Annotated in this window: 13 protein-coding genes; 4 read left to right on the top strand and 9 right to left on the bottom strand. The window is 66.8% G+C overall.

Annotated features, from left to right (window positions below; translation table 11 throughout):
* Positions 1-356: 356 nt before the first annotated feature.
* On the top strand, positions 357-1,019 hold the full coding sequence (locus JWN03_RS13130) for a DUF4232 domain-containing protein (protein ID WP_297614137.1): 663 nt from the start codon (positions 357-359) through the stop codon (positions 1,017-1,019).
* 18 nt (positions 1,020-1,037) lie between these two features.
* On the opposite strand, the gene JWN03_RS13125 is transcribed toward JWN03_RS13130, so the two are convergent.
* From JWN03_RS13125 to JWN03_RS13110, 4 genes are read right to left on the bottom strand one after another with little or no spacing between them, the layout of a single operon-like run.
* Positions 1,038-1,706 (bottom strand): FHA domain-containing protein, encoded by a 669-nt coding sequence (locus tag JWN03_RS13125; protein WP_297614136.1) that lies wholly within the window; start codon positions 1,704-1,706, stop codon positions 1,038-1,040.
* Positions 1,706-2,998: a VWA domain-containing protein gene (locus JWN03_RS13120; RefSeq protein WP_297614134.1), complete on the bottom strand. Its 1,293-nt coding sequence runs from the start codon at positions 2,996-2,998 to the stop codon at positions 1,706-1,708. Before JWN03_RS13120 ends, JWN03_RS13125 begins: the two co-directional genes overlap by 1 nt.
* Positions 2,995-4,113, bottom strand: coding sequence for a protein phosphatase 2C domain-containing protein (locus JWN03_RS13115; RefSeq protein WP_297614132.1), 1,119 nt, complete (start codon positions 4,111-4,113; stop codon positions 2,995-2,997). Before JWN03_RS13115 ends, JWN03_RS13120 begins: the two co-directional genes overlap by 4 nt.
* Positions 4,110-6,146: a tetratricopeptide repeat protein gene (locus tag JWN03_RS13110; RefSeq protein ID WP_441342980.1), complete on the bottom strand. Its 2,037-nt coding sequence runs from the start codon at positions 6,144-6,146 to the stop codon at positions 4,110-4,112. The genes JWN03_RS13115 and JWN03_RS13110 overlap by 4 nt, the downstream gene beginning before the upstream one ends.
* Between JWN03_RS13110 and JWN03_RS45800 the strand changes: the two genes are divergently transcribed.
* A complete protein-coding gene (locus JWN03_RS45800; RefSeq protein WP_441342979.1) occupies positions 6,097-6,447 on the top strand; it encodes a hypothetical protein in 351 nt (116 codons plus the stop codon). The genes JWN03_RS13110 and JWN03_RS45800 overlap by 50 nt on opposite strands.
* A 40-nt stretch (positions 6,448-6,487) precedes the next feature.
* Here the strand turns inward: JWN03_RS45800 and JWN03_RS13105 are convergent, their stop codons facing one another.
* The 3 genes from JWN03_RS13105 to JWN03_RS13095 are packed head-to-tail and all read right to left on the bottom strand — an operon-like array spanning position 6,488 to position 9,918.
* On the bottom strand, positions 6,488-7,669 hold the full coding sequence (locus tag JWN03_RS13105; protein ID WP_297614130.1) for a hypothetical protein: 1,182 nt from the start codon (positions 7,667-7,669) through the stop codon (positions 6,488-6,490).
* A 6-nt stretch (positions 7,670-7,675) separates the two neighbouring features.
* A complete protein-coding gene (locus JWN03_RS13100; protein WP_297614128.1) occupies positions 7,676-8,647 on the bottom strand; it encodes a glutamate ABC transporter substrate-binding protein in 972 nt (323 codons plus the stop codon).
* Positions 8,644-9,918 carry a hypothetical protein gene (locus JWN03_RS13095; protein ID WP_297614127.1) on the bottom strand — a complete coding sequence of 425 codons (1,275 nt, stop codon included), beginning with the start codon at positions 9,916-9,918 and terminating at the stop codon, positions 8,644-8,646. Before JWN03_RS13095 ends, JWN03_RS13100 begins: the two co-directional genes overlap by 4 nt.
* Before the next feature lie 297 nt (positions 9,919-10,215).
* Here JWN03_RS13095 and JWN03_RS13090 point away from each other — a divergent pair, with 297 nt between their 5' ends.
* Both JWN03_RS13090 and JWN03_RS13085 read left to right on the top strand, forming a co-directional pair.
* Positions 10,216-11,619, top strand: coding sequence for an ammonium transporter (locus JWN03_RS13090; RefSeq protein WP_297614126.1), 1,404 nt, complete (start codon positions 10,216-10,218; stop codon positions 11,617-11,619).
* On the top strand, positions 11,619-11,987 hold the full coding sequence (locus JWN03_RS13085; protein ID WP_297614124.1) for a P-II family nitrogen regulator: 369 nt from the start codon (positions 11,619-11,621) through the stop codon (positions 11,985-11,987). Before JWN03_RS13090 ends, JWN03_RS13085 begins: the two co-directional genes overlap by 1 nt.
* 61 nt (positions 11,988-12,048) lie before the next feature.
* Here the strand turns inward: JWN03_RS13085 and JWN03_RS13080 are convergent, their stop codons facing one another.
* Both JWN03_RS13080 and JWN03_RS13075 read right to left on the bottom strand, forming a co-directional pair.
* Positions 12,049-12,648: a hydrolase gene (locus JWN03_RS13080; protein ID WP_297614122.1), complete on the bottom strand. Its 600-nt coding sequence runs from the start codon at positions 12,646-12,648 to the stop codon at positions 12,049-12,051.
* A 35-nt stretch (positions 12,649-12,683) separates the two neighbouring features.
* Complete coding sequence (locus JWN03_RS13075; protein WP_297614120.1) at positions 12,684-13,136, bottom strand: MarR family winged helix-turn-helix transcriptional regulator; 453 nt, start codon at positions 13,134-13,136, stop codon at positions 12,684-12,686.
* Positions 13,137-13,218 lie beyond the last annotated feature (82 nt).

Genomic DNA, 13,218 nt, shown 5'->3' with positions numbered 1-13,218 from the left:
ATCGTTCAAGCGCTGATCATCTGGCAGCCGGGGATCCCACGCGAGCTGCGGGCGGCCGAACAACACATCACCGAATCGATTCGCGCAGAGCATGCGGAGATATGTCAGCAATACGAAGTGCCCGGACTGTGAGGCTGATGGCCCCCTCTTTCTGGGGCACCGGTCGCACAACTTGCTGTTAACGTTTTGCCCGAAGGTGCCCGGAGCAGGGGGTTTCTGGCAGGGCTGCGGCGAACTGTGTTGAACTGCAGCCGATTACAGAGATTCTCGCCGATGCTGTTGCGTAACGGGGGCGGACACGGCTCGATGTGCAGCTTGCGTACGAACGGTTGCAGTATCGAACTCGAGGGGATCTCATGCGGATCAAGTCAGTGATTGTCGCCTGCGTCGCGGCGGGTATCGCCTTCACCGCCAGTGGTTGCGATCCGACCTCCACGCCCGGGTCGACACCCACCACCCCGGCGGCCAAAACCTCGCAGCCCACCGCCCAACCCGGGCAACCCACCCAACCGGGGCAGGCGACCGAGCCCGGCGGCAGCACCTCCGAAACCACTGCCGCGACCGGAAGTCCCGTCGCCGACCCGGCGACTCCCGCCGACACCGCACCCCCGAAGTGCGTGACCGCCCAACTCCGGCTGGACAAGGGAGTCGGCGGCCCGGTGGGCGGGGACTGGTTCCTGAGGTTCATCAACAACAGCTCGCGAACCTGTGTCCTGCAAGGATTCCCGGGCATCTCGCAAACCAACGGCCCCAGCGGTGACCCGGTCGGTGAGCCCGCCGATCGGGACCAGGGTCCGCAGGCGCCCGCGGCTGCCCCGGTCACGCTCGCACCGGGCGGAGCAGCCCAATTCGAGTTCATCACCTATCCCAAGCAGATCAATGACTGCGCGGCCGTGCGCACCTCCACGCTGCGCGTCTACCCGCCCGACAACACCGAGTCGCTGTGGCTGCCCTGGGACAACCTGATCTGCCCGAGCCCGCAGCGCATGCTCGTCGTCCGGGCCATCACGCCGATGTGAGCGCGGGATCAGGGGCGGTCAGCTCGTTTCCCTGGTGAGGGCGATGGTTGTCCAGCCGCCCACATGGATTCGGTCACCCGGCTGCACCGGGACGGGGGTTTTGGCGGGGATCGGGGTCGAGCTGTCGTTCATGCAGGTGCCATTGGTGGACCCGAGATCGGTGACGGTGACGGATTCGCCGTTCACGTGCAGGATGGCGTGTGAGCGCGAGACTGCGATATCGGCCGGAGCGATGGCCAGATCGATCTCGGGATGCAGGCCCTGCGTGGCGCTGTGCTTCCCGATGAGAATATCGCTGCCGTGCAGTGGGATTCGGCGCTCGGGGTAGTAGTCGGGGAAGTCGACCCGATCGACATCGGGCCCGTTCTGGGCGATCATGCGGTTGTAGTGCGCGAGGTCTGCGGTGACGATCGCGACCCAGATTGCCGCCGTGCCCTCGGCATTTCCCTCCGGAACGGTGCCGGTGGCCGCGGCGCCGACCTGAGGCCCCGGTGCGGGCAACGCCGAATCGTGGCCACAGTCCTCGCAGAAGCGGCCGTCGATCGCCGACCCACAGGCCGGGCATTGTCCGAGTTGTGGTGTGGCGGAAGGAGTCCCGGCTTCCGGTGCGGCGCCCGTCAGCGGTGACCCGCAGATATCGCAGTAGTCGGTCGCCGTCGAGGCATGTCCTTCGGGGCAGGTCGCCATTACGAACCTGACTCCTTGCGGACGCGTGCGGTCTTGCTGGAGCGCACATCGAGTGCCATCTCATCGGCCGCGTCGATATGGGCGCGCAGCCGCACCGTCCCCGTCCGATCATCTACCTCGACAACGGCTTTGAGCAGTTTCGCGGTGTTCTCATTACCGGATTCGCTGGCCAGCTGCACGGCCTGCCGCAATTTGGCGGTCGCGGTAGCGAGATCGCCCACCTTGCGCGCGGTCAGCCCCTCCTGCACGGCCTGAGCCAGCTCGGCCTGGCCGGTGTAGTGGGCCACCCGCCGGCTGATGCGCGCCGAAAGGTCGGTGTCGGTGGTCCATACCGCCTTCACCAGCCCCTGCCCCAGCACCTCGCCGTCGGCCACGAGACTGATTCGGGCAGCGAGCTTTTCGCGCCCGGCAGGGGCAGGCTCCACGTCGATCTGAATGTGATAGCCGCGTTCCTCGGCGCCCCAGGCGCCGAGCGGATACTCCCCGATCTGGGCGGAGGTCGCCATCCGGCGCGCGGTGAAGTCCGTGATCGACGGATCCACCTGTTTGACCATGCGCACCGACGCCCCGACCGGCGTCCACACCCGCAGCGTGAGTTCCGGAATCGTCTTCGCCATCGACGTCTGCATCATGGCGGCGAAGTCGGCGGCCAGCAGGTCCGGCGTCTTCACCACATCCAGCGTGCCGTGCAGTGCCGCCGCAATGGCCCGCAATTCATTGGGCTCCCAATCGGTTCCGACACCGCGGCAGTCGCAGGTGAACAATCCCTCCGAGGCCTGGATCTCCGCGGCGAGCTGCTGCGGCTTCTCGTGTTCGTTGCGGCCGTCGGTGAGCAGGATGGCGTGCGCCATGGCGGTCGGATGGTGCTGCGCGATCATTCGCGAGAGCCCGAGCCAGGTGCCCATGGCGGTGCCGCCGTGTGGCTTCAGTTTGTCCAGCGCGTGTCGGGCTTCGACGCGAGACCTGTTGTCCGCCACCGCGGTGACGCCGCCCTTCGGGTAGACGACCTCGGCCTTGTCGGTGCCCTCGACAATGGCGAACCGGGTCCCGTCGGCGATGACCTGCAGCGCGGCGAGAGTGGCATTGCGCGCGCCCGCGAACTTGTCGCCCGAACCCATGGAGCCGGAGCAATCGATGATCAGGATCTCGACCCGCTCGGCCGGGGGCGCGGCGACCATCAGCTCATCGGTGGTCTCGACCGAGATGACGGCGTCCACGGTGCGCACGCCCTCGGCCAGATACTCGTTCTGATCGACGCTGACCGAAATGCCTTTGACGGCAGGGGAACTCATGGTGCTTCTCCTGGTTGCTCGGAGAACGGAACGGGGATGAGCGCGACGGTGATGTTGTCCTTGCCGCCGGCGGCCAGTGCGTAGTCGACGAGGGCGCGGGCGGCGGGCATGGGTGCGTCGCCGGTGGCGATCTCCGCCAGCGCCGGGGAGTCGGCCAGGTAGTTCCAGAGTCCGTCGCTGCACAGCAGCAGCACGCCGGGCTCGCGGGCGTGCAGGGTGCGTACGCAATTGTCCGACCACGGCTCGGGTTCGCCGTCCGCGCCGAGCCAGCGCGTCAGCACGTGCGCGTGCGGGCTGTCCATGGCGCCTTCCGCATCCAGCGCGCCGGTGTCCACCATGGCCTGGGCGAGGGAGTCGTCGAGGGTGAGGCGCTGCGAACCCTCGGGGCCGGTCTGCAGCCAATAGGCCCGGCTGTCACCGACATTCGCGATGGTCAGGTGCGCACCGCCGGATTCGTCGAACTGCACCACGGCTCCGACATAGGTGCACGACGGCGACCGTCCTTCGCCGCCGATATCGCGTACCGCCTGTGCGGCCGCGCTGAGTCCGGCCATGACACTGTCCTCGGCGGGGTTGCCCGCGGCCAGGGCGGTCAGGCAGGCATCGACTCCGGTGCGCGCGGCCGTGCCCGAGGCGGCCTGCGGATCCTCGGAGGTCGAGACCCCGTCGCAGACGGCGATGACCAGAGCCGGTGGAGTACCGGGGTTCGAGCTCTCCAGCACGGCCACGGCGACCGCATCCTCGTTGTGCGCGTGCACATTTCCGCGATCGGTGACCAGGGCGACCGAACCGAGATCGGCCTCGAAGCGATCGTGTTCCGGGCCGCGCTGCCCGCAGACCAGGCAGAAACCGTCCGCGTCGAAATTCTCACCGCCGCAACCCTCACAGGCCGGCGCCGCCTCCGAGTCGTAGGTCAGCGTGGTGCCGGTGTACCGCTGCACGGTGGCGACGGCCGGGCGCACCAGACTTGTCGGACGGGTGTTGTCGCTGTTGGCCGTGGGCGCGGCCGTCGGCGGCAGGGCGATGCGCTGGATCCCGAGCTGTCGCCCGCACTCCTCACAGAAGCGATCACTCACCGCGGCGAAGGTGCCGCACGCCGGGCAGCGGGCGGTCACAGCGCGGTCCTCGGGCGAACGGCATTGGCCTGCTCCACAAGGGCGATGCGCTCCCACATGTCGTCGGTTTCGTGCGCGAGATCGCGATAGCAGCGTTCCAAACCGGTACGCACCCCCTGTAGATCGAGTGTCACCCCCAGCAGCGGGGAGTGATCGGTGGGTACGCGTCCCAGGCGCAGCCAGTACAGCGCCGCCTCGAGTACGCGCAGCCGGGCCTGTGCGGCCCGGCGTCGGGAATCCAGCGTGAGTCGTTCGATCCGCCCGCCGGCATCGCGCAGCAGGTGTTCGGTGAGCTCGCCCGGGCGTTCCACGCTGAGCAGCGTATCCACAGCCGCCACACCCGCTTCGGTGTGCACCGCCGAAGCCGGGTCCACCTGATCGAGCACGGTGACCGCGCCGTCGCGGTCGCGAGCCGAACGCCGCAGCCGCGCCAGCCCGAACGCGGCGCTGGTGTAGGAGTGGTCGGTCCGCCACACCGCCTCGTAATACCGGGTGGCATTGCGCAGCGCGGGCTCCGGATCCGGTTCGTCGCCACCGCGCGCCAGCAGTTCCGAGGTGACGGCCAGCGCCAGCTTGGGCGCCGGATCGCCGGGCAGCGCGGTGTACAGCGCGTCGAATTCCGCTGCGGCCGCGAACCAATTGCGGCGCAGCAGCATGGCCTGGCCGCGGAACCAGATCAGTCGCCAATCACCGGCGAGGGTCTGCTCCATCTCGTCGATCCGGCGCAGGGCGTCGGTGGCATCACCGAATTCCAGTGCGGCGCGGATCAATCGGAGTGGAATCTCCACCGATTCGTCCTTGCCGGTCACCACCGACAGCAGTCCCGCGGTCAGCTCACGCTCCAGATCCGCCGGTGTGATGGCGGATGTGCTCGCCAGCAGGGCGGCCCCACTGTCATTCGGGTCGATCATCGGAACCGGCAGTGCCGCAATGATGCTGCCAGGATCGTCCGGCAGCGCCTCACCGATGCCGAAGACGGCGCGTGGCGGTCCGAAGCGGGCGGAGAGTCCCGGCCGGGCGCGGCCGTCGTCGGTGGAGAGCACCTCCCGCAGCACACCGGTGAGCTGATCGGTCATCTCGTCTGTGCCGCTGAAGCGCTCCCGCGGATCGGGATGTGTTGCGCGCAAAAGGAATCGGTACAGCGACTCGTACCGCGCCAGCACCGGCTCGGTCTCGGGGCCGGGCAGCGGGCCCAGCTGCCCGTGCTCCTGCGGCACCTTGAGCAGCAGTACCGCCAGGGTCCGGCCCACGGTGTAGACCTCGGAGGCCACGGTCGGGCCGGTCTCGGCGATCTCCGGAGCCTGATAACCGAGCGTGCCGTAGATGGCGCTGTGCTCATCGCTCATGGCGATGACCGCGCCCAGATCGATGAGCTTGAGCTGCTCCTCGGTCTGCATCACATTGTCGGGCTTGAAATCACAGTAGGCCAGCCCGCGCGAATGCAGATAGCCCAGCGGCGGCAGCATCTCCAGAATGTAGGCGATGGCCTGCGCGGCGGGCAGCCACCCGCCCTCGGCCTCGCGCCGCCGGCGCAGCAACTGTTTGAGCGAGGTGCCGCCGACGTACTCCATGACGATGTACCCGGCCGGTTCGCCATCGGCGCCGATATCCTCGGCGAAGTTGTAGATGCGCACGATATTCGGATGGTCGACCTGCGACAGGAAGCGCCGCTCCGCCACCGCGGCCCGCATGGCATCGGCATCACCGGTATTGAGCAGCCCCTTGAGGACCACCGGCCGCCCGTTCACCTTGTGATCGAGCGCCAGATAGATCCAGCCGAGCCCGCCGTGCGCCAGCGGCCCCAGCACCTCGTACTGGCCGCCCACCACATCACCGCGAACCAGCTTGGGCGTGAAGGAGAATCGGGTGCGGCAGTGCCCGCAGAACCCCTCGGTGCGGCCCTGCTGTTCGCCTCGGCTGCGCCCGACCGGCCGATCGCATTTACCGCAGAACCGCTGGTTCTCCGGCACCACCGGATCGGCCATGACCGCCGAGGCCGGATCGATCGGCGCGACCGGCGGCACCGCGACCATGCCCGCCCCGAGCCGCCCGCGCGTACCGCCGGAGGAACTCGACCCGGTCCGTACGGAACGAACAGTGCTCCGCCTGGACCCGCCGACCGAAAGGGACTGGGAGCCCGCGGAACTACGGCTGCTCTGCGCGCCGGACACGGCCGTGGGTGCGGCGCTCGGCGCGGTTCCGCAGATCTCGCAGTACCCGTCGGAGACCGTGCCGCCGCACCCGGGTTCTGCGCAGACCAGCGGACCGTCAGGCGCGCTCGGCGACTGCTCGCCCCCGGGCGCCGCCGGTGCGGTGCCGCACACCGCGCAGTAACCGTCCTCAATCGTTCCCGTGCAGCCGGATTCGGTGCAGTTCACGGTCGTCTCCCCGATTTCTGAGCGATGAGCTGCCGGTAGTCGGTAATGGCCCGGGTGACGGCCGCCAGATCACACGGCTTGCGGGTCAGCAATCCGGCGGCAATCCGGTGGGAGGCCAAGACCTCTCGTTCCTCGCTGACACCGAGGCGTGCGGCCTTGGCGCTATAGGCGGACAGCCGTCCCCGGAGTTCGGCGCGGCGATCCAGCAGCCCCTGGGCCAGCTGCTCGGACTCGGTGGCGGCGGTCAGCGCGGTGGTTATGCGACCGCGCAACTCCCACAGTGCGGTGGGATCGCCCGGATCGGCCGCCAGTGCGGACAATTGCGCACCGAGTACCGCGCTGGTGTCGGCGTGCGCGGGCAGCGGGCCGGTGAGGATGGTGCGCTCCACCGCGATGCGGGCGAGGTGTGCTCGCTCGTAGGTCGTGCGCAGTGTCTCCACCTGCGTGCGCATACGGGTTATCGTCCCATCCCGGTCCGCGGCCATGGCAGCCAGCTCGCGGCGCAGCACCGCCGCATCCCGCATGCGGAGGGTGATCTCGGCGAGCCGGCGGTCGATCTCGGCCGGCGTGAGCGTCAACGGATCGGCGGTCGCGCGCGTGCTGAGATCATCGATATCGGCTGCGAGGGAACGCAGTTCGGGCACTCCGGTGCCGATTCGCCCGAGTTCCGCCCGCACCGGCGCGATATCGGTCATGACCCGGCTGTTCACCGCCTCGACCGCGTCGAGCACCTCCACGATCTGTGGGAAGGACTCCCGCATACGTGTCACGAGCTCGGTGAACCCGATGTGCACCACCTGCTCGCGCGGCCCGATCAAGGTCCGCTGCGCCAGCGGAATCGCGGTGCGCGCCACCTCCATCGGCTGCCCGCGCAACAGGATGGTGAGCTCCTCACGGTCGAGTGCGTCGAGCCTGCGCCGGGTGCGCGCCGCATGCGCCTGATCGAGAATCGTGCGCAGCCGGCCGAAGTCCTCCCACATCAGGTCCAGCGCCTCCTGCGCGGGCGCCCAGCGCTGTGCGGTGACGCCGGTGGGCGGGAATCGGCGCAGCAGGACCAGCCCGGGATGCTTGTCCAGATCGAACAAAGTGGAAGCGATGGCGTCGATTTCGCGTTCTCGCGCGGCAATGTCGCGGTCGATCTCGGCGACGGAGAGAATGTGCAGGGGATTCTCGGTCATTGCCGCTCACCCGATGTAGCGGGGCGCGGGCGGTGCGGGCACGGGGCCGAGCGCGGTCAATCGACTGTTGTAGAGCCGCTGCCAGGTACCGTCGCCGCGGATCCGCTCGAGGACACCATTGACGAAGCGCACCAGATCCTTCGAGTCCTGCTGTATGCCGACCGCATATGGGTCCTGCGCCAGCGCATCGCCCACCATGTCCAGATTCGGATCCTGCTGCTTGAGGCCGTACAGGATTGGCGTGTCGGTACTGACGGCGGCCACCTGCCCCTGCTGCAGGGCGGTGAGACAGTCGAGCCAATTGCTCATACCGATAACTGTCGGCCGTTGCGGGAGCGTGAGGATCGGATTGAGCGTAATGGTGCCGACGACGCCGCAGACCTTCTTGCCCGCAAGATCCGCCGTGGACCGGATTCCCGAGTTGTTCGGCACCAGCAGGCGCTGGTCGGAGACGAAGTAGGCAGAGGAGAACTCGATGCTCTTACGGCGTTCGCAGGTCGGAGTGAGGGTCTCCACCACGATGTCGACCTGCTTCTGCTGCAACGCGGTAATACGGTGCGCGGAGTCGAGGGGGTCCAGTTCGATGCGGTCCGGGTCGCCGAAGATGTCCTTGGCGATCTCCCGTGCGATATCGATATCGAAGCCCTCGATCCGCCCGGTCGCCGGATTCCGGAAGCCGAACAGGAACGAATTCTGATCCACGCCGACGCGCAGCGTCCCGCGCTTGAGGATGGTCGCCATGGTCGACCCGTCCGGCATATCACCGGGACGCGGCTGGGCGCCCGGGCGCAGACTCGCATTGGCATCGCAGGTATCGCTGCCGCGCTGATCGGGCGTGCTGGTGATCTCGGTGGCCCCCGGCGGGAGCAGGGTCTCGGCGGGCAGTTGCATGGGCTGCGAACTCGGGGCGTGCGCACCGCAGGACGTGACGAGCGCGACGACGCCGGCCACCAGCAGCATTCGAAAGCGCCTGCTCACAGGAACTCCTGTAGTCGCGGCCAGACTCCGGCGGCGACCGAGCCGGCCGCGACGAGCAGCAGGGCCAGGGTGCCGATCGGGCTCAGGAGGAAGGCATCGCCCGCGGCGTCCACACCGTCGCGCACCTGCTGACGCGTGGTATCGAGTTCGGCGCGCAGCGAATCGTCCAGCGCGCCGAATCGGAAGGCGGAGCCGTCGGGGCTGGTGCCGATGGCCTGCCGCACCGCGGCGCTGTAGTCATTGCTCCGATTCGAGGCGAGCTGGGTGTGATGCCCGTCCTGCCAGCTGGAGAAGGTCTGTGCGGCAGGTGATTCCGCGGTGACGACGGTCAGCAGCTGGTTCCGCAATTCCGTGGTCTTGGTGGTGAACACGCCTTCGCTCGTATCGATATCGCTGCGGGTGATGAGCTGCATGGTCTCCTCGGTGCGGGCCTGCTGCGCGAGAATCCGTGCCCGCGCGAGGGTTTCGAACCGCACGGTCGCACCCTTGGAGCCGGTGTCGATGACGCTGGTCGCGGCGATGCTCGCGGCGCCGATCCACACCAGCGCCACCACCGTCGCGACCGCCGCGGTGACCACACCGAGATTGAACCGGCGATTGGTGCGGCGTAGCAGTACTACCGATCCGGCGGTGAGCGCGATCAGCAGCACCAGTAGGGCCGCAACGCTGAGCAGCGGCAGCGTGGAGATATCACGCTGATCCTCGCGCAGCTGGGCGAGCCGATTCTGTTCCAGCTGCTGGGCATTGGGCAGTACCGACTGCTGCATGAGTACCGATGCCTGCCGCAGATACGCCGAGCCCACCGGCAGCCCCTGCCGATTATTGGCCCGGGCCGACTCGACGAGTCCGGTATAGGAGGGCAGTTCCGCGGAGATACGGGCCACGATCTCCCGCGTCTGGATATCGGAGGCGCCGGTGGTGGCATCGGCGAGCGCTGCCGCCGCGTCGGACAGAGCTTGCCGGTATTGCGTACGCACCCCGGGTGATTCGATGCCGCCGGACAGGAAGGCCGTGGAGGCGGCCGCGTCGGCCGCGGAGAGCGCTACATACAGTCGCTGCGAGGCATCGGCGAGCGGTTCGGTATGCCGCAGCACCGTATCGCGCCGAGTCTGCTTCTCGCTGAGCTGATTCGCGCACACCATACCGGCGGCCAGCGAAAGAATGACGAGTCCGGCGACCACCGCACTCAGAACGCCCGGCGCAGTGCGCGCGAAATGTCGCGCCCACTCCGCTCCATTGCGGACGGTCGTCGGTAGACGACTCCTGCGCACCCTGCCCCCGTTCACCGGCTCTGCTCTCCCCGTAGGGCGATGGTACGGGAGCCTGCCCGGTCGTGTCGATCGCGTTCCGACCAGTTGGAATTGCATTGTCGAGTCATGCATTTCGTGTGCTCGGACAATGTCGAACGGACCGTGAAATCCAGATTTAACCGCGCGTAATAGCCGGGAAACGTTGTGGCACAACACTTGGTTCACCAAATGTGACGCCAGACACCATTCGTCACAGCGATTTTAGTGCCGGAAGCGGATTGGTGCCTGCCCGCTCCCGCGGTGAGGAAGCGCTGAATCATGTCACCGTATCCCGATTGGCTGAACCCCGGCGACAATGCCTGGCAGTTGGTAGCTGCCACGCTCGTCGGACTCATGAGCATTCCCGGTATCGCCATCCTCTACGGCGGTATCGTGCAAAAGAAATGGGCCGTCAACACCATACTCATGGCCTTCACCGGGTTCTCCCTGGTCCTGGTCGTCTGGGTGCTCTGGGGCTTCAATATGGGGTTCGGCGAACCCGTCAAGATAGGGCCAGGAATACTGCGGGCCGCAATCGGCCACCCGCACACCATCCTCGGCTCGAATAATCAAGATCAGGCGGTGATTCCGCTACTCGACGGATTGATGCCGAAATTCCGTTTCTCTCAGACAACACTGGCGTACTTCCAGTTCGTCTTCGCCGGTATCACGCCACTATTGTTCCTGGGCAGCGTGATCGGCCGGATAAGTTTCAAAGTGTGGTTGATCTTCGTACCGCTGTGGACGACGCTGGCCTATTCGGTGAACGCCTTCCTGCTGTGGGGCGGCGGCTGGTGGTCGCAGATGGGTGCGATCGACTACTCCGGCGGCTACGTCATCCACTTGGCCGCGGGCACCACCGGATTCGTGGCGGCAGCGGTCATCGGCCCGCGGCTGGCACGGGACCGGGAGCGCGCTGTCCCGAACAATCTGCCCATGGCGGCGGCCGGCGCGGGCATTCTGTGGCTGGGCTGGAACGGATTCAATGGCGGGGACCCGTATTTCTCGGGCGCGGATGCGTCGCTGGCGGTGCTGAATACCAACCTGTGCACCGCGGTGGCAGTGTTGGTCTGGGTGCTCTGGGACATGTTCGCCGGCCCTTCGCGGCGGCCGAACTTCCTGGGCGCCATCAACGGAATGATCGCGGGGTTGGTCGCTATCACTCCGGCAGCGGGTTTCATCAACAGCTTCGGTGCGATGGCCATCGGCGTCATCTCCTCCACCCTGGTGTGGCTGTCGTGGAACAAGCTGGGGCGCACCCGGCTCTTCCGTAAGGTCGACGACACCCTCGGTGTGGTGCACACGCACGGTGTGGCCGGACTCGCGGGCGGTCTGCTGGTGGGTGTCTTCGCGGACCCGCATATCAAGGTGTATCTGGGCAATGGTGCGGATGTCTCCGACGCCACCTATGGTGGCTGGCTCTACGGCCACAATCCGAAACTCCTGCTGTGGCAGGCCGGAGCGGCGCTGACCATCATTGTGTGGGATGCCTTCATCACGGTCGCGATCCTGAAATTCCTGGGCTTGTTCATGAAACTGCGCATGCCCGACGATGTGCTGGAAATCGGTGACGTCGCTGCTCACGAAGAAGAGGCGTACCCGGACGAAACCCTGGTGAGCTCGCGGGCGGTGCTGAAGCAACCTGTCCGACAAGTGGAACCGGAGCCCAGCCAGGAGTCGTGATGACGGCACCGCTGCAACTCGGCGGCATGATCGGTTACTACACCATGGATCCCGGCGCGGAAAGCGACGCCAAACTGATCACGCTGGTGCTGCCACCCGGCTTGTTCGACGAGATCAAAAGAGCCCTGGCGACCTTCGGGGTACAGCGGATGGTGGTCACCCAGGTGTATCGCGTGGACGACCGCGACAACAAGGTGGAGAGCTATCGCGGCCGCCGGTTCGAGAGCGATGTCTCGTCCGGGCTCCGGATCGAATTGCTGGCCAGGACGGAGGATGTCACCGATCTGGTGCGAATGGTCAGCCGGATCGGCGCCAACTACGAATTCTCCAATATCCAGATCTGGATGATCGACGCCAGGCGACTGTGAGCCGAAAGCCGATGGGGCCGTGCACATCTGTGCGCGGCCCCATCGGCGTATCGCAGCTGCGTCAGGCGTTCACGGCGGCGACCTGAGCGCTCAGTGCATCGAGCACGCCCTGTGTGGTGGATACCAGGCCCAGGCGGGGGAAGATCTTCCCGACCGCGTGCTCATGGGAGGCCAGATCCCGGTCGGCGATGGCGTCCTCGACGACCACGACCGAATATCCGTGCTCCTGTGCGGCGCGAGCGGTCGATTCCACCCCGATGCTGGTGGCAATGCCGCCCAGCACAATCCCGGTGATGCCCCGCCGGCGCAATTGCAGATCCAGCTCGGTGCCGTAGAAGGCTCCCCACTGCCGCTTGGTGATCTGAATATCGGTCGGCTGGATCTCGAGGTCGTCGACCAGCACGTCCCAGCCCTCCGGCGGATTGAAGCCCTGGGTACCGGAATCGGTGGTCCGGCCCGGTGCGGCGTCCGCCCGATCGGCCGAGAACGAGACGCGCACAAGCACAACCGGCAAGTCCTGCTTCCGGAAGGCGCGGGCCAGCGCCACCGAATTCTGCACGACCTCGGCGGCGGTGTGCGGCAAGGTCTGCATGCCGACAACGCCCTGCTGCAGGTCGATCAATACGAGCGCGGTGCGCGGTTCCAGAATCGTCGAAGACACGAAGCGAATCCTTTTCTACGGATGCGAAACAGTGGTCACGGCTCGACCAGGCGATCGAGCAGCGGAATAGCGCCGAGCAGTGCATCCTGTTCGGCCGGAGAGAGTTTGGTGGCGATGGCGGTTGCGAGCCAGTCCTCTTTGGCCTCGTGCGCGCTTTCGAGCAGCCGCGTTCCCGCAGGGGTCAGTGACATGAGCACCTGACGCTGATCGGAGGGATGCGGTGACCGCGTCACCAATCCGCGCTCCTCCAGCGCACCGAGTGTGGTCCGCATGGACTGCGGCCGCACCTTCTCGGCGCGCGCGAGATCGGCCACCGACATGAATCCGTCGGTGCCGAGGCGGCTCAAAACCACGGCTTGGGAGGGGGTCACATCGATCTCGCCACGGGCGGTGCGCAGATGCCGCAGTAGTCTGCTGGTGACTACCCGCAAATCGGCAGCAGCTCCTGCCAGCTCCTGCGCTGACCTGCGTTTGCCGAGTTCATTCACCTGGCCAGCTTGCAGTACATCAGCAAAACTTGCAAGTTAACCTGTTCAGTTTGCGGAGAATGTCACGTCCGAACTCCGCCGG

It is taken from the genome of Nocardia sp., assembly GCF_025465275.1.
GTDB lineage: Bacteria > Actinomycetota > Actinomycetes > Mycobacteriales > Mycobacteriaceae > Nocardia.
Note: the sequence above shows the minus strand (reverse complement) of the source record. Positions and strands in the feature narration are given on the sequence as shown.